This window comes from Corallococcus sp. AS-1-6, from assembly GCF_020037015.1.
Taxonomy (GTDB): Bacteria; Myxococcota; Myxococcia; order Myxococcales; family Myxococcaceae; genus Corallococcus.
Window position 1 is genome coordinate 99,027 of record NZ_JAIQDE010000029.1, and the last position, 26,662, is coordinate 125,688.

Genomic DNA, 26,662 nt, shown 5'->3' on the forward strand with positions numbered 1-26,662 from the left:
TGTCATCGCGGGAGGCCGTGGCGAAGACTGCTGGCATGGGTGACGTGATGGAGCTGCACCGCCAGTGGTGCATCGCGGACGGACACGCGGATTCGCTGATGTGGAACCGCGACCTGTGCGAGCGGTCGACGGAGGGGCACGTGGACTTCCCCCGCCTGCGCGAGGCGGGGGTGAAGCTGCAGTGCTTCACGCTGGTGACCCGGGGCTTCCCGTTCATTGGAGGCTTCCCGCTGTTCGCCGCGTGGCGCAAGTGGCCCTCCGAGGCGCGCGGCAGCGAGTGGACGCGCGCGCTCTGGCAGATTGAGCGGCTGGACGCCTTCTGCGCCCGCTCCGGGGACACCGTGCGCGTCGCCACCACCGGGGCGGGGCTGGAGGACAACCTCGCGCACGGGAGGCTGTCGGCGGTGCTGGGCGTGGAGGGCGGCCACGCGATTGAAGGCCAGGTGGAGCGGCTGGCGGAGCTGCACCGGCGCGGGGTGCGCTTCATGGGGCTCACGCACCTGTCCAACAACGACCTGGGCGGTTCGTCCTTTCCCATGATGGGCAACCGGGGGCTGACGCCGCTGGGGCACCAGGTGATGGAGGAGATGGCCCGCCTGGGGATGAGCGTGGACGTGGCGCACGCCTCCGAGCAGACGCTCACGGACCTCTTCGCGCACCCCACGGTGCGCTACTTCTGCTCGCACACCGGCGTGCGCGCGGCGGGCGGCGGCTGGCGCAACCTGTCCGACGCGGCGCTGCGCACCATCGCCCAGCGCGGCGGCGTGGTGGGCATCATCCTGGCGCCGGTGTACCTGGGCGGCGACACGTGGGACGACGTGGTCCGCCACGTGGAGCACGCCGTGGACGTGATGGGGGAGGAGGGCGTGGGCGTGGGCAGCGACTACGACGGCATGGTGGCGCTGCCCCGGGGCATGCGGGACGTGACGGATCTGCCCCGCCTCACGGAGGCGCTGCTCAAACGACACCCGGAGTCCTGGGTGGAACGTGTGATGGGTGGCAACTTGCGGCGTTACTTTCGCGAGACGCTCGGCGGCGGTTGACAGCGAAAAACCTGTCGAAAAGAGTCGCCGGCACCCATGAACCGTCTTCCCCTCGCGCTCCTGTCCCTCGTCGGTTTCTTCCTTTTCTCCGGCTGTGGTGGGCCGGGCTCGGGCGACTCGTGTGACGGCGGCGACTACGTGTGCCAGGACGACGCGCAGGCGCTGGAGTGCCGCAACGGCACCTGGCGCCCGCTCGCGTGCCGCGGGCCGCTGGGCTGCCGGGAGCTGGCGGACAGCGTGCGGTGCGACACGTCCCTCAACCAGGAGAACGACGGGTGCGCCATGGACGCGGAGGGCAAGGGCGTGTGCAGCCCCAACGGGGCCGCGCTCCTCACGTGCCAGCAGGGCGTGCTGGTGAAGACGGCGGATTGTTCATCCTGCGCCGTGCAGGACAACCAGGCCGTCTGCCAGCCCTGAGCCTCAGCGCTCCGGTTCCCCCTCGGACTTCGGTGGGGACCCGGGAGGGGGCGCGGGCAGGTATCCGCCCGCGGCCATGCGCTTCGCGGACCGCTCGTACATGGCCGGTGAGAGGCCCTGCACGCCGGTGCCGTCAATCCACCGGTTGTAGAAGTTGAAGAGGGCGCAGACGGAGACCGCGTCGTAGACGGCCTCGTCCGACCATCCGGCCGCCTTCAGGCGCTCCACGTCCTCGCGGCGCACGTCTCCGGGCGCGTCGTTGAGCTGGTCCACGAAGGCGAACAGTGCCTTCTCGGCCTCCGGGATGGGGGCCGTCTTCACGTCGTCCAGCACCGCCTGGACGTGCTGCGTGCTGCCCAGCAGTTCCGCCGCGACCGCGGCGTGAGAGCCCGTTCAAAACACGCAGGCGTTGCGCCGCGACGTGTACGCGGCGATGAGCTCCCGCAGCCCGGCGGACAGCGGGGACGGGCCGCGCATCACCTCATGGGTGAAGGCGGACAGCGCGTCCGTCATGCGCGGCTTGAACGCGAACAGGTGCCAGATGCCCGGCGGCGTCATGCCCCCGGCCCGCGCCATGGCGATCATCTTCCCGTAGTGCCCGTCGGACTCGTGCGACTCCACGTCGGGCAGGTACATGTTTTCCGGAGCGGGGGACTTCCTCATCGGGCACTTCCCTGGCGAAGGACGGGGACGCCCATCAGGCCAGCGACGCGAGGAAGCTGTCCAGCACCGAGTTGAAGGCCTCCGGCTGCTCCTGGTTGGGCAGGTGCGCCGCGCCGGCGATGACCTCCAGCCGCGCGCCCTGCACCAGGTCCGCCATCTGCTTCGCCTTCGCCAGGGGCGTCACGGTGTCGTGCTCGCCCACCACCACCAGCGCGGGCCCCGCGTAGCGCGCGAGCAGGTCCTTGCTGTCCAGCCGCAGCGCCATGCCCCGCTGCGCGGCGGCGATGGACTCCGGCGACACGGACAGCCCCAGCTTCGTCACCTCGCGGCCCACCGGCGAGTCCGGCCCCGCGTGGACCAGCTTGGGCACCAGCCCCTGGACGACGGACGCCGTGCCTTCCTTCAGCGCCTGTTGCGCCGTGGCCTCGCGCTTGTCCTTGCCGGCGGCGTCGTCCGCGGTGCACTGCGTGTCGGAGAGCACCAGCCCGCGCACCCGGCCCGGGTCCTCGCGCAGGAGCGCCAGGGCCGCGTAGCCGCCCATGGACACGCCGCCCACCACCGCCGTGTCGAGGTTCAGCGCGTCCAGCAGCGCGAGCGCGTCCTGCGCCAGCTTGCGCATCTCCGTGGGGCCTTCACCCCGCCGGCTCTGCCCGAAGCCGCGCAGGTCCGGCACGAGGAAGCGGTAGCGCCCGGACAGCGCGGCCACCTGCCGGTCGAACGCGGAGCCATCCAGCGGGAAGGCGTGCATGAGCAGCACCGGCAACCCCTGGCCCACGTCCCGGTAGTGCAGCGCGACCCCATCCACGGCGACCGTCAGCATGCGTGCCTCCTCGCGGCCCGCCGCAGGGGGCGGCGTCAGATCCACTTCTTGTACTTGAACCAGCCGACGAGCCCCAGCGGGAAGCCCACCATGGTCACCCACATGGCGGTGTACCAGACCGGTCCCGTCAACTGTTCGAAGTTCTGCCCGAAGAACCCCACGATGAAGGACAGGGGCAGGAAGAGGGTGGCGAAGATGGTGAGCTGCTTGCTGATGTCGTTGGTGCGCTGGGCCACCATGGACAGGTAGCCGTCCATCACGTTGCCCACCACGTCGCGGCTGGCGTCGATCTGCTCGTAGAGCCGCACCAGGTGGTCATAGACGTCGCGGAAGTACAGCGTCGTCTTCTCCTGGATTTGCGGGATGCCCCGGCGCGACAGCATGCCCACCACGTCCCGCTGCGGGGACAGCACGCGGCGCAGCGTCACCAGCGCGCGCTTGAGCTGGAAGATGCGCTGCAGGTGCTCCGGATCCGGATCGGCGAAGATGGCGTCCTCCAGGTCGTCCAGCCGGTCGCCGAAGTCGTCCATGATGGGGAACTGCGCGTCCACGAGCGCGTCCGCGAGCAGGTAGAGGATGACGTCCACGCCCCGGCCCAGCGTGCCCGAGGGGTCGTCCTTCACGCGCCGCAGGATGGCGTCGTGGCCCGGCAGGCGCAGCGCGTGCACGCTGATGAGCCAGTCCTGCGCGAGGAAGTAGTGCTGCTCGTGCAGCGTGAGCTCCGTGACGTCCGAGCCGCAACTGAAGCCCTGCATCACGATGAACTGGTGGTGCGGGTATTCCTCCAGCTTGGGCCGCTGGTCCAGGTGCAGGCAGTCCTCCACGGCCAGGCGGTGCAGTTGGAAGCGCTCGGCCAGGCGGCCCATCACCTCCGCGTCCGGCTCCAGGACGTCGATCCACTTGGGCCCCGGCCTGTCGAGCAGTTCCTCGCCCCCCGAGACCACCCTGCCGTCTTCCCACAGACAGACCTGGATCATTTCCGTGGACTCCCCGGCCCACCTCGCGGGGCCGGGACGCTTGCTAGAACTCCCCGGACGCGATGTCGAGCGGTAGAGTGGGGCCAACGTGTCCGCTGCCGCCGAGAATCCACCGCCGGCCTCCCTGACCCCGAGGCTCGAACAAATCCTCCAGTCGCTGCCCGACCGTGCCTTCGCGGCGCGGCTGCGAGCGGTGTATCTCGCCGCGGCCCAGGCCATCTCCCGGCTGAGCGACCTGGACCTGGTGAAGTACGAGACGCCCGTCGTCGACGCCAGCCCCGACCTGTCACTCTGGGAGGAGATGGCGCCCGTCATCCGCGACACGGTGATGGACGTCAACGTGCTGCTCAACGTCATCCGGGAGCAGTTCCCCGGTACGCCGCCGCCGGCCGCGTCCGGCAAGGGCCCCGGGGACGTGCCCGCCATGCTCCAGGAGGGCATGGCCCGGCTGGCCCAGAGCATCACCCAACTGGGTGAGGCCATGCGCAACCCGTCCGTGGTGAGCGACCGCTGGCAGTTGTTGGCGGAAATCCAACGCTTCCGGTCCGACTACCGCGAGCAGATGAGCCAGCTCGTCTTCGAGTCCGCGAGCACCTTCGGCGAGGTGTCGCGCGCCCAGGTGGTGCCCGGCTACGAGGCGGAGGTGAAGGCGGCCGTCACGGTGCGCGCCATCACGTCCGACCTGTCCCGCATCGTCGCGGCGCGGCTCAACAAGGTGCGCGACGCGAAGCCGGACGAGGTGCTGTGGAACGCGCAGCAGCTCCAGACGGAGCTGGACGCCTTCGGCCGCACCGCCGCGTACCGGAACCTGCGCGCGCAGGACAAGCGCCACATCGTGGAGGCCCGCGCGGAGATTGGCGCGCTCGCGCTCGAGTCCGCCCCCGAGCAGGCACGGCTGCTGACCGTGACGGAAGGCCTGGATGAACTGGTGCGGAGCCTGTCCGCGGTGAACCAGCGTCAACTGCTCATCCTCCACGACCGCGAGGTGTGGGCCGCGTGCGGCGTGCGTTTGGAGCGCGCGCTGGCCCAGTCCAAGAAGGACCCGGTCGCGTCCGCGAAGGCGCTGGCGGAGGCCGCTGCCAGCGCGCAGTCGCTCTATGGCCGGGACCCCACCATGGACGCGTTCCTGCGCAAGGCGCGCAAGCTGAAGCTCGCCACGCTCACGGGCCCGGAGCTGCTCTCCACCATCGAGTCCTTCCAGTCCCAGCTCGCGCAACTGGACGTGATGTGAAGGCCGCGGACAAGAAGGCCTTGGAGCCGTGCCCCCTGCGGCAGGCGGACCTGTCCGGCGTGCAGGGCGTCTTCACCGACGTGGACGGCACGCTGACGACGGGCCACAAGCTGCGCAGCCAGACGGTGCGCTCCCTGGAGCGGCTCTCCGCGTCCGGCCTGCGCGTGGTGCTGGTGAGCGGCCGGCCGGCGGGGTGGGGCGAGGCGTGGGCCCGCCAGCTCCCCGTGGACGGCGTCATCGTGGAGAACGGCGGGCTGTTCTTCCTCAAGGACGCCAGGGGGAAGCTGCGCAAGGTGTACCTGGAGCCGCCCACCCAGCGCGTGGCGAACCGCCAGCGCCTGGAGAAGGAGGTCGGGCGCGTGCTCGCCCAGGTGCCCGGCGCGCGGCTGTCCGTGGACAGCCGCTACACGGAAGTGGACCTGGCGGTGGACTACAACGAGGAGGTCCGGCTGGGCGACGAAGGGGCCTCCCGCATCGAGTCGCTGCTGCGGGCCCGGGGCGTGACGGCGGTGCGCTCGTCGGTGCACGTCAACTGCTGGCTGGGCCGCTTCGACAAGCTCTCCGCGTCGCGGCGTTTCGCCAGGGTGGCGTGGGGCGAGAAGCTGGACCCCGCGGACGGCCGGTACGTCTACGCGGGGGATTCTTTCAACGACGCTCCGATGTTCCAGGCGTTCAAGCTGGGCGTGGGCGTGGCCAACGTGCGCGCGGTGCTGGATCGCATCGACGCGCCGCCGGCCTTCATCACCCGGGCGCCCGAGGGGCGGGGCTTCGAGGAGCTGGCTTCCGCCCTCCTCTCCCGCCGCCGGACGGCCCGCAGCAGTCGAGGAGTTTCAACGTGAATGTCGTGAAGCTGGAGCTGGCCCGGGGGCTGGGGCGTCACCTGCGCGCGGGGCACCCGTGGGTGTTCCGCAAGGCCCTGGAGCACATGCCGAGGATCCCGCCCGGCAGCGTGGTGGACCTGACGGAGAACGGGAAGTTCGTCGCGCGCGGGTACTACGATCCGCACTCGGCCATCGCGGTGCGCGTGCTCACGCGGGACTCGCGCGAGACGGTGGACGCGCGCTTCATCACCCAGCGCGTGCAGCGCGCTCTGGCCGCGCGCACGGCGCTCATCGACCTGAAGGACACGGACAGCTACCGCCTCATCCACGGCGAGGGCGACGGCCTGCCCGGCGTGGTGGTGGACCTGTACGCGGGCTGGGCGGTGATGAAGCTCTACTCCGCGGGCCTCACCCCGTACCGCCCCCTCATCGTGGAGGCGCTGAAGGCGGGCGTCCCGGGGCTCAAGGGCATCCTCGGCCGCGATGAGGTCGGGCGCGACGACGTGGAGGAGGACGACGGCCGCGGCAGCGGGAAGATGCTGTGGGGCGAGGAGGCCCCGGAGCTCATCCCCATCCGCGAGCGCGGCGCCATCTTCCTGGTGGACGCGTGGAAGGGGCAGAAGACGGGCTTCTTCCTGGACCAGCGTGAGAACCGCTACCTCATCCGCCGGCTGGGGCAGGGGAGGGACGTGCTCAACTGCTTCAGCTTCAGCGGCGGCTTCTCCGTGAACGCGGCGCTGGGCGGAGCCAACAGCGTCTTCTCCGTGGATCAGGACCCGGAGGCCATTGCCCTGGCGCGGGAGAACTTCACGCGCAATGGGCTGCCGGCGGCGAAGCATGACTTCCTGGCGGCGGACGTGTTCGCGCTCATCCAGTCGTTCAAGGAGGAGGGCCGCACGTTCGACCTCATCATCCTGGACCCGCCCGCCTTCGCGAAGAGCCAGCGCGCGGTGGAGGCGGCCGTGGACGGCTACGCGTCCCTCAACCGGCAGGCCCTGGCGCTCCTGCGTCCCGGCGGCCTGCTGGCCACGGCGTCGTGCTCCGCGCGCGTGACGGGGGACATGTTCATGGGCGCCGTGCGCGAGGCGGGCTTCAAGGCCGGCGTGGACCTGGCGCTGGTGGAGGAGCGCTACCAGCCGCCGGACCACCCCGTGCGCCTGCAGTTCCCGGAAGGGAAGTACCTCAAGCTCTACGTGATGCAGTCGGTGTAGCGGCCCGGCCCCGGGGCGCGCCTGACGTGAGGCGCGCTCCACGGGTGCCCGGCAGTGCTCAGGTGCCGAAGACCTTGTGGGCCACGCGGTCCAGCACGTCCTTGCCCCAGACGACGCTGGCCTTGCCCAGCCGGTCCAGGTCGCGGGTGAACTCGCGGCCGTCCGGAACGACTTCGTAGGTGCGGGTCAGGAAGAGATTGCCGGTGTCGGGCTCGAAGTCGACGTTGCCGCCGCCGGTGTCCGTGCCCTCCTCCTGCTGCTGCTGGAAGCCCTCGATGATGCCGGGCTTGGGCGGCTCACGGAACCGGTAGATGAGCGCGCTGCACTTGAGCGCCGGAGGCGACTCGACGTGCTCGAAGGCGTACTGGCCTTCGCCGTTCATCATGCCGCCCAGCCCCTGCTCGTTGAGGCCTTCCGTGACGCCGGCCCCCTGGGACTGGAGGTACCACTTCACCAACTGCCGGGCCGCGTCGCGCGTCATCGGGCCCCCCGCGGGCGGCGCAGGACGCGCCAGTCCCATGGAGGACAGCAGCCACTGGATCTTGCTGGAGAACGTGCTGATCACTTCGCGGGGATGACGCGGTCCGCGACGCGGTTGAACACTTCGTCGCCCCACACGAGGCTGGCTTCCACGAGCCGGTCCATGTCCTCCTTGAACTGCTGCGCCGACGGCAGCACGCCGTAGGTGCGGCTCAGGAAGAGGCTCTTGTTCTCGGTCTCGTAGTCCACCTTGCCGCCGCCGGCGTCCGTGCCCTTCTTCTCCTCGTCACGGAAGCCGTCGATGACGCCCGGACGGGGCGCGTCGCGGAAGCGGTAGATGAGGGCGCTGCACTTCAGCGCCCCCGAGTCCTTCACATGCTCGAAGTAGATCTGCGCTTCGCCGAGGGCGGCGCCGCCAAACCCCTTCGCGTTCAACCCGGAGGCCTGCGCATCGCCTCCGTGAGCCTGGATGAATGACTGCACCAGCCGCTGGGCATCTTCGAGCGTCATACGTGCAGTCATACCAGTCCAGGCTCCGGATGAGAACTAGCCGGCGCGCGCCTGGTCGAACGGGACGCGCTGGTTGAGGTACGTGTCGTTGATGTTGTGCGCGCCGGAGAAGATGCTCTTCTCGGAGAAGTAGCGGATCTTCGCGTCCTTGCCGGCGTGCTTCAGCAGGTCCAGGGGGCCCTTGCCGCTGGTGCCCAGGCCGAAGAGGCCGGGGACGGGGTCCTTGTCGTTGACGTAGTGGACGTACTTGGGGCCGTCCGGGTAGGTGGCCGCCGCGGCGCCGAAGGTCTCCACGGAGACCTTGCCCAGCTTCTCCTGCACCTGCGCGGGGGACAGCCCGTCTTCGATGCGCAGCCGCTTGGCCACGTCGCTCAGCGCGCGGCTGGTGATGAGGCCACCCTGGCTGTGCGCCATCAGGTGCACGTCACGGCCGGCCTTCAGCTCCGTGTAGAGCGAGTCCGCCAGCGTGTCCACGGCCGGGTTCTTGCCCTTGTCCAGCTTGTCCGTGATGCACTGGCCCAGGTCCTTGAAGAAGCCCTCGGTGGAGTTGTGGATGCCGATGGTCTTCTGGCCCGTCTTGTCCGCGATGGCCTGCAGCGTGGTCTCCTGACCCGCCTTGTCCGTCATCATCCCGTTCACGTAGATGATGGTGCCCGGCTGCTTCACGCCGCCCTTGGGCTCGTAGGCGGGGATCTGGCTCAGCGGGGTGCTGGCGTCGAAGGCCTGCCCGCCCTTGCCCACGATCTTGCCGTCATAGGCCTTGTCCTTCGCGCCCGCCGGGGCGGTGAACACGCCCGTGGGGGCCGCGGTGCGCACCGCGCTGTTCGACGCCTTGGTGTCGAAGCCGTCCTTCACGGTGTTGGCCGGCTTCGCCGTGACCGGGGTGGCCGTCTTGGCGGGGGCGGCCGCGCCGGTCGTCCCCGTGGTCGTGGTGGTGCGCGCGATGGTGTTGTTGGAGGTGCGCCCGATGGTTCCCATGGCTTGAGGCTCCTGCGGTGTGCGGATTTTTGAAGGGGGGAGGGAAAGCTTGCTGCGTTGATCCATTCTCATCCGAAGCGCCGAAAAGTTGCGAGCAGGTCACGGAATGTGTGCAACGCACTGCGGCATCAGGGGTCCGGCAGGGGACGGAGGCGGGAATCCGGCCCGGGCGCGGCCGGGCGGACGGCTTAAGGTGGGGGCATGGTCCAGAAAGGTCAGTTCCTGGAGCGCTCCACGCTCATCCCCGTGGGGTCGGACGGCGCGGTGATGGAGGGCACGGTGCACCGGGGCCAGAAGTCGCCGCCGCTGCTCATCCTCCCGCCCCGGCCGGAAGAAGGGGGCGGGATGGATCACGTCGTGGCGGCGGAGCTGGCCTTCGCGGTGGCGCGGGCGGGCTTCCCCACCCTGCGCTTCAACCACCGGGGCGTGGGGGCCAGCCAGGGCGTCCGGGGCACCGGCGGGGCGCTGGTGGAGGACGCGGAGGCGGCCATGCGCGTGGCGCTGGAGAACGCGGGGACGACGGCGCTCGCGGTGGCGTCCCTGCACGGCGGGGCCCGGGTGGCGCTGGCGCTCCAGGAGCGGCACCCGGCCGTGGGCGGACTGTGTCTGGTGGCGCCGGAGGTGGACCCGCTGTCACTCGTGCGACTGTCGTGTCCGCTGCTGGTGATTGTCGGGGCGCAGGACACCCGGGTGCCCCGGGCGGCGCTGGCCGCGGCTGTCGCGGAGGCCGGGGGGGATTTAGAGGTCATCGACGATGCCGGGGCCACCTTCCATCGCAACCTTCCCCAGGTGGGGCGGGCGGCGGCGGCGTGGCTCCAGCGCCTGTCGGGCGGGTAGGGCGTTGGCGTGCAAACCGTTGGACTTCTTCACGTTTCTTCAACCCCGGCGCCTTGCACGGCCGGCCGGGGGGCGGACAGACTCAAAGCGCAGACCCAATCGTCCCGCCGTGCGTTCGTAGTGGGTCTTCGAGGCGTCTTCGTTCAAGGAGTGTCCCGATGCGGATGAGGCGATGGAACGTGGTTCTCGCGGCGCTGGCCCTGTCGGCCTCGGCGTGCGCTTCCGCGTCGCGGGAGCCGGAGGCCCCGGCCGGGCAGGACCTGGCGGCCGCGGAGGCGGAGGTGTCCCGGGCGGTGGCGGAGGGCTCGGACGACGTGGTGTCCGGCGCCATCGTGGTGGACTTCAAGGACGGCATCAGCAAGGAGCAGTTCGACGCCTGGGAGCAGGAGTGGGGCGTGGACCTGGAGTTCAACTCCCTGGAGGGCCCCCGCACGGGCGTCACGCTGGCGGTGGGCGTGGACGACGTGGAGGCCGTGCTCCAGCGCATCCGCCAGAACCCGGCGGTGGAGTCCGCCGAGCCGCTCATGCAGGTGCGCACCAGCTACACGCCGAATGACCCCCAGTACGAAGCCCAGTGGAACCTCCGGATGCTCGACATGCCGAAGGCCTGGGACGGCAACCGGGGCAAGGGCGTGGTGGTGGCGGTCATCGACACGGGCATCGCCTACGAGGACCACGACGACTTCAAGCAGGTGCCGGACCTCAAGGGCGTGTCGTTCGTGAAGGGCTATGACTTCGTCAATGACGACGAGCACGCCAACGACGACCACGGCCACGGCACGCACGTGGCGGGCACCATCGCGCAGGCCACCAACAACGGCGAGGGCGTGGCGGGCGTGGCGTTCGACGCGACGCTGATGCCGCTCAAGGTCCTGAACCACTTCGGCAGCGGCACCTCCGCGGACATCGCGGACGCCATCCGCTTCGCGGCGGACCACGACGCGAAGGTCATCAACATGTCGCTGGGCGGGGGCCTGTACTCGCAGGTCATGGCCAGCGCGGTGGAGTACGCGCGCAAGAAGGGCGTCACCGTCGTGGCCGCGGCGGGCAACACCGGGCGCGGCAGGGTGGAGTTCCCCGCGGCCTACCCGGGCGCGGTGGCGGTGAGCGCGGTGGGCCCGTCCGGCACGCGCGCGCCGTATTCGTCCTACGGCAAGGAGCTGGACATCGCGGCGCCCGGTGGTGACAAGAGCCGGGGCGACACGGGCGGCATCCTGCAGAACACCATCGACCCGCGCGACCCGTCGCGCTCCATCTACGCCTGGTATCAGGGCACCAGCATGGCCGCGCCCCACGTGGCCGCCGTCGCCGCGATGCTCTACGGCGCGGGCGCCACCACGCCGGACGAGGTGGAGCAGGCGCTCTACGCCGGCGCCAGGGCGACGGAGAACCAGGCCTGGACGGAGGAGTACGGCCACGGCGTCCTCAACGCGAACGCGTCGCTGAAGGCGTTCAACGGCGCTTCGCCCCGGTGGCCGTCGCTGGGCTGGGCCGCGGCGCTGCTCGCGCTGGTGCTGCTCACGCTGCGCGGCCGCGAGCGTCCGGGCTACCTCAACGTCCTCTTCCGCCCGGCGTTCCTCGTGCCGCTGGTGCTCTCCACGGTGGGCTTCTTCTTCCTGCGCACCTGGTTCGCGGGCGCGGCGGGCGCGGCCCGGGACGTGGTGAGCGTGGCGTCGCTGCCCATCCCGGACTGGCAGAAGATCATCTTCGGCCGGAGCGCGGTGAACCCGCTGTTCTACAGCGCGCTCATCCCCCTGGTGCTGTCGCTGCCGGCCATCGCATGGCGGGGCTTCCGGCCGGCGGTGGGCGGCCTGGCGTTGGGCTTCGCGGGCTTCCTGGCCTACGCGGCGTGGGTGGGCGCGCCGGCGCTGGCGTGGATGCCCTTCACCTTCCTGGCGAAGCCGTGGCTGGGCTTCAACACGGTGGTGTGCCTGGTCATCGCCCGCGCGATGCTCAAGCGGGAGGACGCATGAAGCTCTCCGGCACGGTGCAGTACCAGGACCTGGAGGGCGGCGTGTGGGTCCTGAAGGCCGACGACGGCCGGACGTACCAGCTCGCGGGCGGTGACCGGAAGATCAAGAAGGACGGTCAGCGCATCTCCGCCGAGGGCAGCATCCAGCGCGACGCCGTCACCACCGCCATGGTGGGGCCGGTGTTCCACGTCAGCTCGTACACGGCGGAGTGACGCGGGCGCCCGGGGGAACCACCCCTCCGGGCCTCAGAGTTGGATCTCGGGCTTGCTCCTGGCCTTGAGCTTGCCCTTGTCCTTGCCGGGGCCATACGCCTCCGACTGCCGGAGGCGCTCCTCTTCGTAGGCCTCCATGGGCACCTCGCCCTTGCGCACGGCCTCGCGGAGCTGCCGCAGGGCCTTGCGCTCGGCCTGGAGCGCCGGGTCCGCGTCCTTGGGCAGCGGCTCCACCGGGTGCTGGACGTCGTAGACGCTCAGCGACACGCCGCGCCCGTCCACCAGGCCCAGCCCCACCAGCGACAGCGTCGCCGCCGTCACCCAGGGCAGCAACTGGAGGGTGAAGAGGGGCACGGGCTTCGTGGCGCGCACCTCCTCATCGCCGGGAGGAGCGCCGCGCCCCCACACGGACGGAAAGTGCCGGGACGCGGCGCGCAGGCCCAGGAGCGCCGTCCAGCCCACCAGCGCCAGCCCCAGCACGGCGCGCCAGTCCGTCACGTCGTCCGGCGCCCCGTCCTTCGCGAGCCCCGAGTGCGTGGCGATGAGGAACAGCGCCGACGACACGATGTTGTTGGCCGCGTGCGCCGCGATGCCCGGCCACAGCGAGCCGGTGCGCCAGAAGAGCCAGCCGAACAGCAGGCCCAGCTCCGCGCGGGCGAGGAAGCCCACTGGATCCAGGTGGAACGCGCTGAACACCACGGACGTGATGATCAACGCCCGCCACGGGGACGCGGGGGCCGGCGGCGTCAGGGAGCGCTGGAAGAGGCCGCGGAAGAAGATCTCCTCGCACAGCGGCGCGGCCACGGACACGCCGCCCAGCAGCAGCGCCAGCTCCACCGGCGTCTGGCCCTCGAAGAGGCGCGAGGCGTCGAACATCTCCCGCAGCCACGCGGGCGCCACCTTCTGCGCGAGGAACTGCACCGGCACCACCACGCCGACGAAGTTGGCCACGCCCAGCAGGAAGCCGAACAGGGTGGGCGCGCCCAGAAACGGCGTGAGGCCCACGTACACGGCGGGCCGGTACCCCGAGCGGCGCAGCATGATCCACGCGAGGCCCAGGAAGAGGAATACCTCCGTGAACCACACCCCGAACGCGGGGTTGAGCAACTGGGTGACGGCACCCACCGTCACGAAGAGCCCGAAGGCCAGGGCCGCGGCGAGCACGGGGTGGGGCGGCGACAGCGGCGCGGGGGCCTCCGCCGGCCGCGGGTCGCTGGAAGGGGAGGCTTCGTCCACCGTGTCGTCTCCTGCCCCCTCTTCCGTCAGGCGGAGAGGGGTGGGGTGCCGCGTTCGCTTCGAGGCGCTGCGTCAGGCCCGGTGGAGGTAGCCGCGGATCTCCTCCGCGAGCGGGTTCTTCCGGGGCAGCTCCGCCGCCGTGGCCGGGTCGCCCAGCCGCAGCTTCTTGTCCTCTTCCACGAGGATGCGCTGATCCAACAGGTACTCCACCGCGTTCTCCAGCGTCGTCTTCGCCAGGGACTCGGCGGCGGTGATGCGGCCGGCGTTGTACTCGCCGCGCCCCGTCTCCAGCGCCAGCTTGACGAACGCTTTGCGGTCGGTGGCCACGCCCGCGGCCACGTCCGGCAACGTCATGGCGGCCAGCAGGTAGGCCTCCAGGAAGTCGCGCAGCAGGTCCGCGAGGAACTCCAGGTCCGGCTGGGCGTGGGCCTCCGGCGCGCGCGTGAGCGTGTCACCCTCGTGGATGACCAGGCCCATGCGCACGAGCCGCTCCACGCACTCGGCGAAGATGGTGTCGAAGGACGCGCCCACCCGGTAGATGAACTCCACCTTGAAGAGGCGCGACAGGAACAGCGCGCGGGCCTTCACGGTGTCGTACGGCGCGGGCGTGCCCGCGAGCAGCGCGTTGGCCACCAGGCTGCGCGCGGCCACCAGGTTCATCAGCGTGTTCTTGTAGAAGGACATCTCCGGGCGGCGTGAGTCCTCCACCTGGTAGCTGACCTCACCGCGCGCCTCCTGCGTGCGCACCATCTCGTCGGAGATGAACTCGCGCATCGCGTCCTGGATGGGGCCCAGCGTCTCCGGGTTGCTCGGCGCGTTGGCCAGCTCCTTGGACAGCCGCGCCCCGTCCTCGGAGGCGATGCGGCGCAAGAGGCTGATGCGGTCCGTGAGCTCGCGCTGGGTGAGGCCGCGCCGGCGGTGGGCCAGCAGGGACGCGCTCACCAGCGCGTGCGGCGTGACGGTGGACACCTTGCTGATGCCGTACATCACGCGATTGCCCAGCGCGCGCACCAGGCCCTTCTTCTGCTCGTCCGTCACCGGCTCCTGCGGCGACAGGCCACGCGCCTTCATGAACTCCACCAGCGACAGCGGCTCGTCGAAGGTGAGGTGGATGCGTCCGTAGCGCGCGGCCAGCACCTTGGGCGCGCTCAGGAGGGCCTTCAGGTCCTCCGGCTTCTTCTCCCCGCCGGCCAGCTCCTTCGAGTAGCTGTCGGACTCCACCACCTTCTCGTAGTCGATGGAGACGGGCACGAAGTAGAGGTCGTTGCGCGCGCCGTCCAGCACCGCCTCGACCTGCCACGTGAGCATGCCCAGCTTGGGCGTGAGCAGCTTGCCCGTGCGCGAGCGGCCACCCTCCGGGAAGAACTCCTGGTGGATGCCGTCATGCACCAGCTTCTTGATGTACGCCTTGAAGGACGCGGCGTAGACCTTGTCGCCCTTGAACGAGCGGCGCAGGAAGAACGCGCCGCAGCGGCGGAACAGCACGCCCAGGGGCCAGAAGGACAGGTTCGCGCCCGCGGCCACCAGCGGCGCGGTGTAGCCCCGGTTCCAGAGCACCCAGCTCATCACCAGGTAGTCCACGTGGCTCTTGTGGCTGGGGCAGAGCACCACCGGCGCCTTGCCCGCGGCCTTGAGCGCGCGGTGCAGGCCGGCCTCGTCCACGCCGATGCCGTCGTAGATGCGGTTGAACACCCACTCCAGCACCGGCGCGATGAGCGCCAGCACGGACGGGTTGGGCTTCGCCGCGATGGCCTCCAGGTTGCGCTGGGCCTCGCGGTACACGCTGGACGGCCTGCGGCCCGTGGCGGCGGCGTGCTCGTCCAGCACCTTGCGCAACTGCCGGTCGCGCAGCGTCTCCTCAATCAGCCGGTCCGTGGGCTTCTGCGGCGGGCCGAACACCGCGCGCGTCTCCCGCGCGAGGAACACGTGCAGCGTGCTGCGCACCTTGCGCGCCAGCACCTCGTCGCTGACGCCCGGGTTCTCCTCGATGAACTTGCGCAGGTCGATGGGCTCTCCCACGCGGAACTGCGCGCGCTTGTAGTTGCGGAAGAACGCCACCATGGAGTGCACGAAGCCCGGCGCCTCCGGGCTCCCGAACAGCGCGTCGCGCCAGCCCGGCTTGAGCTTCGCGGGGCGCTTCTCCCAGACGAACAGCTCTGGCACCAGGAACACCGGGCGCTCGGAGCCACGCGCCAGCCGCACCAGGGCGGGGAAGGGGTCCTCGCGCGTCTCCTTGCCGGAGGCGTGCAGGAGCGCCGTGCGGCGCAGGAACACCAGGCCGCTGCCGCCCTGCTCACGGGCGTAGCGGAAGCGCTCCTCCACCGCGCCGCCCTGCGCCGTCTGGCGCCAGGGCCGGGTGAACCACGGGCGCAGGTTCACCACCGCGCGGATGGGCGGCATGGCCCGGCGGACCATGGCCCACGCGATGTAGAGGAAGTTGATCCACGCCGTGGTGCGCATGACGTGCACCACGAAGCCCCGGGCGCTGAGCGCGCGCAGCTCGTTCTCGACCTCCGGCGGGAAGTGCACCCCGTCGAAGTACCGAGCCCCGAGCACCCGGGACATGGGACCGAATTCCTCCTTCAAGGCCTCTCCTTGCGTCGCGGTCTGCGCCAGCGCGGTGTCCATCGCAGCCCCCCAGGCTACATGTTTTCCGGCGTCGGGATGCCCAGCAAGGTGAGCCCCGCCGCCAGCGTGATGCGCGTCGCGTCCGTGAGCGCCAGCCGGGCCGCGCGCACCGCGTCATTCCCCTCCACGAGGATGCGCTTGTCGCGGTCCTTGTTGCCCGCCGTGTAGTAGCGGCTGTACGCCGCCGCCACGTCCAGCAGCAGGCGCGCCACCAGGCTGGGCTCGTACTGCTCGGCCGCGGCCTTCACGGTGTCCGGCAGCCGCATCAGCTCACGCACCAGGGCCTGCTCCTCCGGGAGCGTGAGCAGCGCCGGATCATACGCCGTGGGCACGCCGCCGCCCTTGCGCAGCACGTTCGCGCAGCGCGCGTGTGCGTACTGGAGATAGGGCCCCGTGTGCCCCTCCAGGCTCGTCACCTCGTCCCAATCGAACGAGTAGTCGCTGGCGCGGTTGTGCTTCAGGTCGCCGAAGACGATGGCACCCAGGCCGATCTGCTCCGACAGCGCCTCCGCGTCGGCCGTCTCCAGGTTGCCCTGCGCGATGTTCTCCTTCACGCGCTGGAGCACGCGCTCCTTCGCCTCGTCCAGGACCTGATTCAGCTCCACCACCTGGCCCTTGCGCGTGGCCATGCCGTGGATGCGGCCGAACGGCACGTGCACGCACTGGTCCGCCCACGGCTGGCCCATCTCCTTCAGGGTGCGGAACACCTGCCGGAAGTGCAGCGCCTGGTCCTGCGCGACGACGTAGAGCGACTTGTCGAAGTTGAAGCGCGCGTGGCGGTCCTCGGCGGCGGCCAGGTCGCGCGTGGCGTAGAGCGTGCTGCCGTCGTTCTTCTTGAGCAGCACGGGCGGCTCGCCGTCCGCGTAGGGCATGTCCACGATGATGGCGCCCTGGGACTCCTTCACGCCGGGCTTCTTCGCGATCTGGTCGATGACCGCGTCCATCTTGCCCTGGTAGCGGCTCTCGCCCTCGATGTGCTCGAAGTCGATGCCCATGCGCGCGTAGACCTTCTTGAAGCCCTTGAGGCTCGTCTCCCGGAACTGGTTCCAGAGCTTCATCGCCTCCGGCTCGTTGGCCTCCATGCGGCGGAAGAACTCACGGGCCTTCTCGTCGAAGGCCGGGTCCTCACCGGCGCGCTTGTTGGCCTGCACGTAGACCTGGACCAGGTGCGCCATGTCGTCGATGCGCGCCGGGTCGCCGTACTCCTGGAAGCCCACCGCCACGAGGCCGAACTGCTTGCCCCAGTCACCCAGGTAGTTGATGCCCTCCACGCGCCAGCCCAGCGCGCGGTACAGGTTCGCGATGCAGTGGCCCAGGAACGTGGTGCGGATGTGGTGGAAGCCAATGGGCTTGGCGATGTTGGGCGACGAGTAGTCGATGACCACCGTCTTGCCCTTGCCGTCCTCCGCGTCGCTGCCGTAGGCGAGCCCCGCCAGGCGCACGCCGTCGATGACCTCCTGGGTGAAGGGGAGGGGAAGGAAGCGCGCGTTGACGTAGGGGCCCACCGCCTTGACCTCCAGGCCCGGGAGCTGGAGCGCCTGCGCGAGCTGCGCGAGCTGCGCGGCGATGGCGGGGGGCGCCTTCTTCTGCGCCTTGGCGAGGGGGAAGGTGGCGAAGCTCAGGTCGCCGTGCGCGGGATCCGCGGGCTTGACCTGGGACTCGATGTCGGCGGCGGGGACACCCAGCGCCCCAGCGAGGGCCTGGGCGAACGCGGCGCGATAGCGGCTATAGACAGAAGTGCTCATGGACCGCGCGGATACTACCCAAGGCGGGGCGCCTTCCATCCACCTCTTCTGTGGGGAAGGCGCCGGAGCGTCGTTCAGGGCACGGCGGGGCCGCGGCTCTTGGGGCGCACCACCGAGGCCACGGTGTCCAGCAGCTTGGGCAGCTTCAGCGGCTTCTCGAAGTACCCGTCGATGCGGTCCGGCCCTTCACCCGAGGTGAGGGACGCGACGTCGCTCGCGCCGGAGATGATGTAGACGACCACGTCCGCCAGCGACTCCGTGGTGCGGATGTAGTGGAGCACGGACCGCCCATCCTCCCCCGACAGCCGCAGGTCCAGCAGCACCATGGCCGGCCGGATGTGGGACAGGATGGAGCGCGCCTCGGCGGCGCCGGAGGTGGCCATCACCCGGTAGCCCTCCTGCTCCAGCACCTGCTCCAGCACCTCGCGGCAGTCCACGTCGTCCTCCACCAGTAGGATGCCGCCCGCCTTGGGCGCGGCCTGGTTCACGTCCGGGGCGCTCACCGCGCTCGCGAACAGGGGGAGGACCATCTGGAACGTGCTGCCCTCGCCCAGCACGCTGGTCGCGTCCACGCGGCCTCCGTGCAGCGCGACAATCTTGGCGACCAGCGGCAGGCCCAGGCCCGTGCCCGGCGGACGGGGCATGCCCGGCTGCGCGCGGTAGAACGAGTCGAAGACGTGCTCCAGGGCCTCCGCCGTCATGCCCTGGCCGGAGTCCTTCACGGTGAGGATGCCCAGGCCCTCGCTGGACGACACGCTCACCTCGACGACGTCGTCCGTCTCGCTGTGGTGGATGCCGTTCTCCACGAGGTTGTGGATGGCCTCGGAGATGCGCTCGCGGTCGCCCCGGACGAAGACTTCAGGGCAGGGGGGAATCACCACCCGCACGTGGCTGTGCTCCGCGACGGCGCCCAGCCCCCGCACCACCTCTTCCGCCACGGCCTTGAGGCCGAAGGGGCGCTGGTTGAGCTGCATCTTCCCGGACGACAGCCGGGACATCAGCACCAGGTCGTTCACCTGCTGGAGCAGCCGGTCCGCGTTCCGGTCGCAGATCTGCACTGCGCGGCGCTGCCCGTCCGTCAGCGTGCCCAGCTTCTCCCGGCCCAGCATGGCCAGGTAGGCCTTGATGGTGGTGAGCGGGTTCTTCAAGTCATGGGACACGTTGCCGAGCAGCTCCTCGCGGTTCTGCTCCAGGCTCTTCAGGCCCGCGATGGCCGTCTGCAGGTCCTTGTTGCGGCGGGCGCTGTCGTCGCGCAGCCGGGCCACCTCGTAGGCGGCGGTGAGCTGCGACGCCAGCGACTGCATCAGCACGTCGGACGCCTTGCGGCGCGCGCCCAGCACCACGAGCACGCCCGTCACGCCCTGCGGCCCCTCCAGGGGCACGGCGACGGTGTCGTTCTCGCGCAGGAGCGCCTTGTCGGTGAAGCACCGGCCCACCACGCCCTCGCCCGGGACGGCGGCGGTGACGCGCTCGTCGTAGCGCCCGCGCACGTGCTCCACGTGCAACTGGTTGCGCGACGGGAAGTGGCGCGCGACGTAGCAGACCTTCGGCTTGAGCAGCGTGTGGAGCGTCTGCAACTGCGCGCGCAGGGCCTCGGTGGGGCCCGCGTTGTCGGTGAGCTGCCGGCCCATCTCCAGCAAGGCCTGGGCGGCGGCGTCGGTGTCCACCGGAGGAGGCGGTTTCGCCGCCCGCTTCGGTGGGGCCTTCTTCGCGGTGGTGGTGGGACGCAGCTGGACCACCTCTGCGAGCTGCGGACCCTTCTTCTTCGATGGCACGCGTGAATCCTGCTTCATGTGTCGCGTGGGAGGGAACCGCACCGGGGCCCGGTGCCCTCCATCAACGCCGAGCGTGTCAGGTGCCCGACAGCCCCCCAGCCCCTCCGGCCGCTTCCCTGCCTGGGGTCCAGGAGTGACTCAGGCCCGGCGCTGGATGCGGCCGTCCTTGTCCAGGCTGTAGGGCTCCACGAGGGCGGCCTGCACCTTGTCCTGGTAGCCCTGCACGGCGAAACCGCTCTCCGCCAGCGCCGCCAGCGCCACGGTCTGCACGCGGCGCGCGGTGTCCTCGTTGGTGAGCAACTGGAGCAGGGGCTCGCGCGCCGGCTCGTACTTCAGGGGCCCCAGGACGTTGATGGCGGCGATCTTCACGTCATCGGACATGTCCTCCAGGAAGGGGAGGACGGCCGGGGCCACGCGCGGATCCTGCTTGCCCAGCACGTGGTGGAGCAGCACGACCTTCTTCTCCGGGTCGCGCGTGTAGCGGGAGGACAGGTGCTGGAGCGTGTCCGCGATGACGCCCATGAGCGCGTCCTCGGCGAGCAGCTCCTGGAGGATGCGCAGCGCCCAGGACGTGGCCTGATCGCTCGTCTTGAGGAAGGCGCTCACCGGCGCGACGGCGTCCTGCCCGAAGTGCTTGATCAGCTCGAAGGTGTGCTCCTTCTCGTCCGCGTCGGTGGTGAGCGGGTCCACTGTGACGGTGAACCGGCTGAGCAGCACCGTGACGGCCTCGGGGTACTTCATCTCCCCCAACTGCTGCAGGGCCTTCTGTCGCGTGGACGGCTCCCCGTACTTCTGGGTCACCTTGGACTTGAGCTTGAGGGCTTTTTCGGGGCCCGAGCCGCCCGTGAGGAAATCAAAGAGACCCATAGGTACGTACCCGCTCCGGATTCGGAAGAGTGGAGGCGCCATGTAGGACGGTGCGCCTTCCAGGACAAGTGGCAACGACAACTACAACGTCAGCTCCCGGCGCACGTCGCCCCGGTAGGCCCGCGCCAGCGTCTCCGCGGCGGCCCGGACCTCGTCCGTGGCCTCCTCGGGGACCTTCACCTGGAGCAGCAGGTACATGTCGCCCGGAGTGCCGCCCCGGAGCGACGGCACGCCGCGCCCCTTGAGCCGCATCTTGCGGCCGGATTGTGAACCGGGAGGCACCTTCAGCGTCACCTCCCCCTGGAACGTAGGCACGCGCACCTCGCCGCCCAGCAGCGCCTCGGAGACCGTCACCGGCAGGTCCAGGTAGAGGTCGTCGCCCTCGCGGCGCACCAGCGGATGCTCGGCCACCTCCGTCTCGATGTAGAGGTCCCCCGGAGGGCCCCCCTGGATGCCCGCCGCGCCCTGGCCGGCCAGCCGCACCTTGGAGCCCGTGACGACGCCCGCCGGAATCTTCACCGTCAGCCGGGTCGTCTCCTCCTTGATGCCGCTGCCGCCGCACTGCGAGCAGGGCTCCGGGGCCTTCCCGCTGCCGCGGCAGGTGGGGCACACGCCGGAGCCGCCGAACATGGCGCCGCCCCGCCGGGCCCGCCCCGTGCCGTTGCAGGTGGGGCACGTCACCAGCTTCCCCGTGTTGCCCTCGCCGTGGCACTTGGAGCAGCGGCCCGGCCGCTGGAGCGTCAACGTGCGCTCGGTGCCGGTGACGGCCTCCGCGAGGGAGATCTGCACGCGGGTCGTCAGGTCATCGCCGCGCTCGGCCGCGGTGGACCGGCTGCCGCCCCGGCCCCGGCCAAAGAGGTCGTTGATGTCGAAGCCGCCGGCCCCGCCGCCTCCGCCCGAGCGCCCGAAGATGTCGTTGAAGAGGTCCCCCAGGTCCACGCCCTCGGTGCTGAAGGGGATGCCACCGCCGCCGCTGCCCCCGGCCGCCTGGGCGGCGCGGTACTGGCGGTAGGCCGCGGCCTTCTTCTCGTCGAAGCCGATCTTCTCCGCGTCCTCGCCGAACTCGTCGTAGAGCGCTCGCTTCTTGGGGTCGCCCAGCACCTCGAAGGCGGTGTTGATGCGCTTGAACTTCTCCTCCGCCCCCTTGTCGCCGGGGTTGACGTCGGGGTGGTGCTGGCGCGCCAGCTTCCGGAAGGACTTCTTGAGCTCGTCCGCCGAGGCCGTCCGTGGCACGCCCAGAATCTGGTAGTAGTCGTCAGCCATAGGTTTTTGGGGTGGTGCAGTACCCGACAAGGGAGAACGTAACCAGCGGTGAGGTGAGCGCCAGCACGGGATGTCCGGACAGCACCGCGATGGTTACAGTCGCCGCAAGATGAGGAAGGCCATGCCAGCACCGCGCGCCCGCCGGAAGGCCCCCCTGTGGCTGGCATACGGGCTCCTCCCAGCGGCCCTGGGGTCCGGGGTGACCGCACATGCCGCCCCCCCGCCGCCCGCTCCCGCCGTGGAGGAGGGCAGGGTGATGGACCGCGTCGTGGCGGTCATCGAGGGCCAGGTCCTCACCCAGAGCGAGCTGGAGATGGAGGCCCGGGTGGCGCTGATCCAGCGAGGGGCCGTGCAGGCCGCCGCCCTGCCTCTGGATGAGCAGACGCTCCGGGGGGCGCTGGAGCTGTCCATCAACCAGCGCCTCCAGGTCCTGAGCGCGGACCGCCTGCAGGCCTTCCCGGCCGAGCCGGCGGAGGTGGCGGCCCGGCTGGACGCCGTCCGGGCGCGGCTGGGCGGGGAGGCGGCGCTCCGGCGCTTCCTGGACCGGCACGGCGTGGACCGCGATGCCCTGGAGGCCGTGCTGGCGCGGGGGCTGCGGGCGGAGCGAATCCTCGACAGCCGGGTCCGGTTGAAGGCACAGGTGAGCGAGGCGGAGGTCCGTCACCATTATGACGCCCACCGGGACCTGTACCCCGGTGAGTTCGACCAGGCGGCGCGCACGGCCATCCGCGAGGAACTGGTGCGGGCGCGCTACGGAGAGCTGGCGGCCCAGGCCCTGGCTGAAGTACGCAAGTCGGCGCAGGTGCGGCGGGTGGCGCCCTTCGCGCGGGAGGCACGGCGATGAGACGGCTGCGGGACGACGGGACGCCCGACAAGGGGAAGGGCTTCCTGATCCGGCAGATGACCGTGGACGACATGCCGGCGGTGATGGCGCTGGAGAAGGCGTCCTTCAAGAACCCCTGGTCCACGGAGCTGCTCGGGCGCGAGCTCCAGCACGACTGGTCCACCATCCTCCTCGTGGAGGAGCCGCTGCCCGAAGGCGGCGTCGCCCTGCTGGGCCTGGCCATCTTCTGGATCGTCCATGACGAGGTCCACGTCCTCAACGTCGCCACCGCCCCCGTGCACCGCCGCCGGGGCGTCGCGCGCACCGTGATGGAGGAAGTCTTGCGCCGGGGCGTGGCCCGCCGCTGCTCCCTGGCCACCCTGGAGGTCCGCCGGGGCAACGAGTCCGCCCTCAACCTCTACCGCTCGCTGGGCTTCCGGCCGGTCGGCATCCGCCCGAACTACTACGCGGACGAGGGCGAGGACGCGATCGTGATGGTCCTCGACTTCTAGTCCCCTAAGGGAGTAGAGCGTCCGGCCGTCGTCGCAGTCCCAGGTTTTTCGGGTGTGAGGGGATGCACCCGGGTCCTCTGGCCGGTTCAGGCCCAGGGGCAGGCCATGCTTGACACCCGGGGGGCCCTCCCTATACTCGCGGGCCTTTTGTGTAGCCTGTAGGTAGATATGCTCCGCTTTCGTGTAGCCGGACGCGGGGTTCCCACGAAGAAGAGGTTTCAGTGCCGACCATCAGCCAGCTCGTCCGCAAGGGCCGCGAGAAGCTCAACATCAAGGGCAAGAGCCCTGCCCTGAAGGAGTGCCCCCAGAAGCGCGGTGTCTGCACGCGCGTCTACACCACGACCCCGAAGAAGCCGAACTCGGCCCTCCGCAAGGTGGCCCGCGTGCGTCTCACCAACGGCATCGAGGTGACTTCCTACATCCCCGGCGTGGGTCACAACCTCCAGGAGCACTCGGTGGTCATGATCCGCGGTGGCCGTGTGAAGGACCTCCCGGGCGTTCGCTACCACATCATCCGCGGCACGCTGGACTCCGTGGGCGTTGCCGGTCGCAAGCAGAGCCGCTCCAAGTACGGCGCCAAGCGCCCGAGCTAGTCCGGTTCTCCCGCGCGTCGTTGGCGCGGAACACCTTCGCGGTACCTGAAGCAGTGTTGGACGCTGGCCCCACACCCTGGGGAGTGTCCCTGGAAGTTCCCAAGCAGTCGTTCTTGAAGCCCCTGAACAAGGCTTTCCTCCAGGCGAGGAGAGTGGGGCGTAAGGGAAGAGATGCCTCGTCGTCGCGTAGTCGCCAAGCGGAAGATTCTCCCGGATCCGAAGTTCCAGGACCGGCTCGTCACCAAGTTCGTCAACGACCTGATGCGCAAGGGGAAGAAGTCCATCGCGGAGGGCGTGTGCTACGGCGCCTTCGCCCTCATGGAGGAGCGCGCGAAGGAAGACCCCCTCAAGACGTTCAAGAAGGCCCTGGACAACGTCAAGCCCGTCCTCGAGGTGAAGAGCCGCCGCGTCGGTGGCGCCACCTACCAGGTTCCCGTGGAGGTCCGTCAGGACCGCCGCGTCGCGCTGGGCATGCGCTGGATCATCTCCTACGCCAAGGCGCGCGGTGAGAAGACCATGCAGGAGAAGCTGGCCGGCGAGATCATGGACGCCGCCAACAACCGCGGCAACGCGGTGAAGAAGCGTGAAGACACGCACAAGATGGCGGAAGCCAACAAGGCCTTCGCTCACTACCGCTGGTAGGTCCCGTCAGGGGCTTCGCGGTTGCCGCCCGGATGCGCTGCCAGCGTCCGGGCGGTTTTGTTTGTCAGCCCTGGCAGAAGCCCAAGAGACGTCCGGAAGGAACCGAGTCATGGCCCGTGAGTTCCCCCTCGAGCGCTACCGCAACATCGGCATCATGGCGCACATCGATGCCGGCAAGACGACCACCACCGAGCGGATCCTGTTCTACACAGGCGCCATCCACAAGATGGGCGAGGTGCACGAAGGCACCACCACCACGGACTGGATGGTCCAGGAGCGCGAGCGCGGCATCACCATCACCTCCGCGGCCATCAGCGCCTTCTGGGAGCGGATGGGCCAGCGCTACCGCGTGAACATCATCGACACGCCGGGGCACGTGGACTTCACCATCGAGGTGGAGCGCTCGCTGCGCGTGCTCGACGGCGCCATCACCGTGTTCGACGCGGTCAACGGCGTGGAGCCGCAGTCGGAGACGGTGTGGCGCCAGGCGGACCGCTACAAGGTCCCGCGCATCTGCTTCATCAACAAGATGGACCGCGTGGGCGCGGACTTCGAGATGTCCGTCGGCACCATCAAGGAGAAGCTGGGCGCGCGTCCCGTGCGCATGCAACTGCCCCTGGGCGCCGAGGACAAGCACAAGGGCGTCATCGACCTGGTCCGCATGAAGGCGCTGGTGTTCCAGGACGGGGAGCAGGGCAGCCGCTTCGACCTCCAGGACATCCCCGCGGAGTACCAGGAGGCCGCCGCCGCCGCGCGCGGGGAGCTGCTGGAGGCCGCGGCCGAGCAGGACGACGCGCTCACGGAGAAGTTCCTCAACGGCGACGAGCTCACCGAGGACGAGATCCGCGGCGCCATCCGCAAGGGCTGCGTGGGGCTGAAGCTGTTCCCCGTGTTCTGCGGTTCGGCGTTCCGCCACAAGGGCGTGCAGCCGCTCCTGGACGCGGTGGTGGACTACCTGCCGAGCCCGCTGGACATCCCGCCGATCCACGGCAAGACGCCCAAGGGCGAGGACGCCATCCGCGAGACGCGCGACGACGCGCCCTTCAGCGCGCTGGCGTTCAAGATCATGAACGACCCGTCCTTCTCCTCGCAGACGCTGACGTTCCTGCGCGTCTACTCCGGGAAGCTGGAGGCGGGCACGGCGGTGTGGAACTCGGTGAAGGGCAAGCGCGAGCGCGTCAGCCGGCTCGTGCAGATGCGCGCGGACAAGAAGGACGAACTGACGGAGTGCTACGCCGGCGACATCTGCGCGGTGGTGGGGCTGAAGCTCGCGACCACGGGCGACACGCTCTGTGACGACAAGCAGCAGATCGTCCTGGAGCGGATGGAGTTCCCGGAGCCCGTCATCGACATCGCCATCGAGCCGAAGTCCACCGCGGACCAGGACAAGATCATCCAGGCCCTGCAGCGGCTGGCCATGGAGGACCCGTCCTTCCGCGTGCGCACCAACGAGGAGACGGGCCAGACGCTCATCGCCGGCATGGGCGAGCTGCACCTGGAGATCATCGTCGACCGGCTCCTGCGCGAGTTCAAGGTGGACGCGAACATCGGCAAGCCGCAGGTGGCCTACCGCGAGACGGTGACCGCGACGAAGGAGGCGGAGGGCAAGTACATCCGCCAGACGGGCGGCAAGGGGCAGTACGGCCACATCAACCTGCGCGTGTCCCCGAACGAGCCCGGCAAGGGCTTCGAGTTCGTCAGCACCATCGCCGGCGGCGCCGTGTCCAAGGAGTTCGTGGACGCCGCGCGCGACGGCGCGAGGGAGGCCATGCAGAACGGCCCCGTCGCCGGCTACCCCATGGTGGACGTGAAGGTGGAGGCCTACGACGGCTCCATGCACGACGTGGACTCGTCGGAAATGGCGTTCAAGATCGCCGGCTCCCTGGCCTTCAAGGACGCGGTCCGCGCGGCGAACCCGGTCCTCCTGGAGCCCATCATGGCCACGGAGGTCGTCACCCCGGAGGCGGCCATGGGCGACGTCATCGGCGACCTGAACGGCCGGCGCGGGAAGATCCTGGGCATGGTGCCCCGGCCCGGCGGCGTGCAGGCCATCCAGGCGGAGGTGCCCCTGGCCGCCATGTTCGGGTACTCGACCGACCTGCGGAGCAAGAGCCAGGGAAGGGCGACCTACACGATGCAGTTCAAGCACTACGCACCGGCGCCGAAGTCAGCGCTCAACCCGAGCTACTGACCTCCCGCCCGCAGGGGGAGCCGCCGGGCGAATTCTGTTGACGTTCCAGCGGCTTTGAAGCACACGCAGCACCCCTCGGAAGTTCTCCCGAAGTCCTATACCGCCGGGGTCGCACCGGCGGCGTCGTGAGGAGCGGTTCATGTCCAAGGAAAAGTTCGATCGCAGCCTGCCCCACGTGAACATCGGAACGATTGGGCACGTGGACCACGGCAAG

At 70.1% G+C, this 26,662-nt stretch carries 26 protein-coding genes; 13 read left to right on the forward strand and 13 right to left on the reverse strand.

The annotated features are described in order from the left end of the window. Window positions 1–35 precede the first annotated feature (35 nt). The gene (locus K8612_RS31565; protein WP_306799761.1) at window positions 36–1,043 is read left to right on the forward strand and encodes a dipeptidase; all 1,008 of its coding nucleotides are present in this window, start codon (window positions 36–38) and stop codon (window positions 1,041–1,043) included. 36 nt (window positions 1,044–1,079) lie between these two features. Continuing rightward, on the forward strand, window positions 1,080–1,460 hold the full coding sequence (locus K8612_RS31570) for a hypothetical protein (RefSeq protein ID WP_223764978.1): 381 nt from the start codon (window positions 1,080–1,082) through the stop codon (window positions 1,458–1,460). Window positions 1,461–1,463: 3 nt separating this feature from the next. Here K8612_RS31570 and K8612_RS31575 read toward each other — a convergent pair whose 3' ends face one another. The 4 genes from K8612_RS31575 to K8612_RS31590 all read right to left on the reverse strand — a co-directional run bounded on the left by K8612_RS31575 (window position 1,464) and on the right by K8612_RS31590 (window position 3,920). After that, window positions 1,464–1,781 (reverse strand): peroxidase, encoded by a 318-nt coding sequence (locus K8612_RS31575; protein WP_223764979.1) that lies wholly within the window; start codon window positions 1,779–1,781, stop codon window positions 1,464–1,466. A 72-nt stretch (window positions 1,782–1,853) separates the two neighbouring features. Beyond that, the gene (locus K8612_RS31580) at window positions 1,854–2,123 is read right to left on the reverse strand and encodes a peroxidase (RefSeq protein WP_223743667.1); all 270 of its coding nucleotides are present in this window, start codon (window positions 2,121–2,123) and stop codon (window positions 1,854–1,856) included. A gap of 34 nt (window positions 2,124–2,157) precedes the next feature. Then, window positions 2,158–2,943: an alpha/beta fold hydrolase gene (locus K8612_RS31585; protein ID WP_223743668.1), complete on the reverse strand. Its 786-nt coding sequence runs from the start codon at window positions 2,941–2,943 to the stop codon at window positions 2,158–2,160. A gap of 35 nt (window positions 2,944–2,978) precedes the next feature. Then, window positions 2,979–3,920 (reverse strand): magnesium transporter CorA family protein, encoded by a 942-nt coding sequence (locus tag K8612_RS31590; protein ID WP_223743669.1) that lies wholly within the window; start codon window positions 3,918–3,920, stop codon window positions 2,979–2,981. Between the two features lie 88 nt (window positions 3,921–4,008). On the opposite strand from K8612_RS31590, the gene K8612_RS31595 reads away from it, so the two are divergent. From K8612_RS31595 to K8612_RS31605, 3 genes are read left to right on the forward strand one after another with little or no spacing between them, the layout of a single operon-like run. Continuing rightward, a complete protein-coding gene (locus tag K8612_RS31595) occupies window positions 4,009–5,151 on the forward strand; it encodes a hypothetical protein (protein WP_223743670.1) in 1,143 nt (380 codons plus the stop codon). Beyond that, window positions 5,148–5,990 (forward strand): HAD-IIB family hydrolase, encoded by an 843-nt coding sequence (locus K8612_RS31600; RefSeq protein ID WP_223764980.1) that lies wholly within the window; start codon window positions 5,148–5,150, stop codon window positions 5,988–5,990. Before K8612_RS31595 ends, K8612_RS31600 begins: the two co-directional genes overlap by 4 nt. Continuing rightward, window positions 5,987–7,183, forward strand: a complete 1,197-nt coding sequence (locus K8612_RS31605) for a class I SAM-dependent rRNA methyltransferase (protein WP_223764981.1) — start codon at window positions 5,987–5,989, stop codon at window positions 7,181–7,183. Before K8612_RS31600 ends, K8612_RS31605 begins: the two co-directional genes overlap by 4 nt. 58 nt (window positions 7,184–7,241) lie before the next feature. Here K8612_RS31605 and K8612_RS31610 read toward each other — a convergent pair whose 3' ends face one another. The 3 genes from K8612_RS31610 to K8612_RS31620 are packed head-to-tail and all read right to left on the reverse strand — an operon-like array spanning window position 7,242 to window position 9,151. After that, a complete protein-coding gene (locus tag K8612_RS31610; RefSeq protein WP_223743673.1) occupies window positions 7,242–7,748 on the reverse strand; it encodes a hypothetical protein in 507 nt (168 codons plus the stop codon). Further along, complete coding sequence (locus K8612_RS31615; RefSeq protein WP_223743674.1) at window positions 7,745–8,173, reverse strand: hypothetical protein; 429 nt, start codon at window positions 8,171–8,173, stop codon at window positions 7,745–7,747. The genes K8612_RS31610 and K8612_RS31615 overlap by 4 nt, the downstream gene beginning before the upstream one ends. 36 nt (window positions 8,174–8,209) lie before the next feature. Continuing rightward, the gene (locus K8612_RS31620) at window positions 8,210–9,151 is read right to left on the reverse strand and encodes a hypothetical protein (protein WP_223743675.1); all 942 of its coding nucleotides are present in this window, start codon (window positions 9,149–9,151) and stop codon (window positions 8,210–8,212) included. Window positions 9,152–9,352: 201 nt separating this feature from the next. Here K8612_RS31620 and K8612_RS31625 point away from each other — a divergent pair, with 201 nt between their 5' ends. The 3 genes from K8612_RS31625 to K8612_RS31635 all read left to right on the forward strand — a co-directional run bounded on the left by K8612_RS31625 (window position 9,353) and on the right by K8612_RS31635 (window position 12,173). Beyond that, entirely contained in the window at window positions 9,353–9,988 is a 636-nt protein-coding gene (locus tag K8612_RS31625) for an alpha/beta hydrolase (RefSeq protein ID WP_223743676.1), read from the forward strand. 158 nt (window positions 9,989–10,146) lie between these two features. Further along, window positions 10,147–11,961, forward strand: a complete 1,815-nt coding sequence (locus tag K8612_RS31630; RefSeq protein ID WP_223764982.1) for a S8 family serine peptidase — start codon at window positions 10,147–10,149, stop codon at window positions 11,959–11,961. Next, window positions 11,958–12,173, forward strand: a complete 216-nt coding sequence (locus K8612_RS31635; RefSeq protein ID WP_223743678.1) for a DUF5818 domain-containing protein — start codon at window positions 11,958–11,960, stop codon at window positions 12,171–12,173. Before K8612_RS31630 ends, K8612_RS31635 begins: the two co-directional genes overlap by 4 nt. 33 nt (window positions 12,174–12,206) lie before the next feature. On the opposite strand, the gene K8612_RS31640 is transcribed toward K8612_RS31635, so the two are convergent. The 6 genes from K8612_RS31640 to dnaJ form a co-directional block, all read right to left on the reverse strand. After that, window positions 12,207–13,409, reverse strand: a complete 1,203-nt coding sequence (locus tag K8612_RS31640; protein WP_223764983.1) for a type II CAAX endopeptidase family protein — start codon at window positions 13,407–13,409, stop codon at window positions 12,207–12,209. A gap of 72 nt (window positions 13,410–13,481) precedes the next feature. Next, complete coding sequence (locus K8612_RS31645) at window positions 13,482–16,037, reverse strand: 1-acyl-sn-glycerol-3-phosphate acyltransferase (protein WP_223764984.1); 2,556 nt, start codon at window positions 16,035–16,037, stop codon at window positions 13,482–13,484. A 14-nt stretch (window positions 16,038–16,051) separates the two neighbouring features. Further along, window positions 16,052–17,782, reverse strand: coding sequence for an arginine--tRNA ligase (argS, locus tag K8612_RS31650; protein WP_223764985.1), 1,731 nt, complete (start codon window positions 17,780–17,782; stop codon window positions 16,052–16,054). A gap of 74 nt (window positions 17,783–17,856) precedes the next feature. Next, window positions 17,857–19,557, reverse strand: a complete 1,701-nt coding sequence (locus K8612_RS31655; protein WP_223764986.1) for a hybrid sensor histidine kinase/response regulator — start codon at window positions 19,555–19,557, stop codon at window positions 17,857–17,859. A 138-nt stretch (window positions 19,558–19,695) separates the two neighbouring features. Then, window positions 19,696–20,424 carry a HEAT repeat domain-containing protein gene (locus K8612_RS31660; RefSeq protein ID WP_223743683.1) on the reverse strand — a complete coding sequence of 243 codons (729 nt, stop codon included), beginning with the start codon at window positions 20,422–20,424 and terminating at the stop codon, window positions 19,696–19,698. Window positions 20,425–20,505: 81 nt separating this feature from the next. Continuing rightward, entirely contained in the window at window positions 20,506–21,687 is a 1,182-nt protein-coding gene (dnaJ, locus tag K8612_RS31665) for a molecular chaperone DnaJ (protein WP_223743684.1), read from the reverse strand. 256 nt (window positions 21,688–21,943) lie between these two features. On the opposite strand from dnaJ, the gene K8612_RS31670 reads away from it, so the two are divergent. The 5 genes from K8612_RS31670 (at window position 21,944) to fusA (ending at window position 26,448) form a co-directional block, all read left to right on the forward strand. Then, complete coding sequence (locus K8612_RS31670; protein ID WP_223743685.1) at window positions 21,944–22,531, forward strand: hypothetical protein; 588 nt, start codon at window positions 21,944–21,946, stop codon at window positions 22,529–22,531. Further along, on the forward strand, window positions 22,528–23,022 hold the full coding sequence (gene rimI, locus K8612_RS31675) for a ribosomal protein S18-alanine N-acetyltransferase (RefSeq protein ID WP_206797068.1): 495 nt from the start codon (window positions 22,528–22,530) through the stop codon (window positions 23,020–23,022). Before K8612_RS31670 ends, rimI begins: the two co-directional genes overlap by 4 nt. A 221-nt stretch (window positions 23,023–23,243) precedes the next feature. After that, window positions 23,244–23,615 carry a 30S ribosomal protein S12 gene (rpsL, locus tag K8612_RS31680; protein WP_014395857.1) on the forward strand — a complete coding sequence of 124 codons (372 nt, stop codon included), beginning with the start codon at window positions 23,244–23,246 and terminating at the stop codon, window positions 23,613–23,615. A gap of 171 nt (window positions 23,616–23,786) precedes the next feature. Continuing rightward, window positions 23,787–24,257 carry a 30S ribosomal protein S7 gene (gene rpsG / locus K8612_RS31685; protein ID WP_014395858.1) on the forward strand — a complete coding sequence of 157 codons (471 nt, stop codon included), beginning with the start codon at window positions 23,787–23,789 and terminating at the stop codon, window positions 24,255–24,257. A gap of 109 nt (window positions 24,258–24,366) precedes the next feature. After that, window positions 24,367–26,448, forward strand: coding sequence for an elongation factor G (gene fusA, locus K8612_RS31690; protein WP_223764987.1), 2,082 nt, complete (start codon window positions 24,367–24,369; stop codon window positions 26,446–26,448). Window positions 26,449–26,662 lie beyond the last annotated feature (214 nt).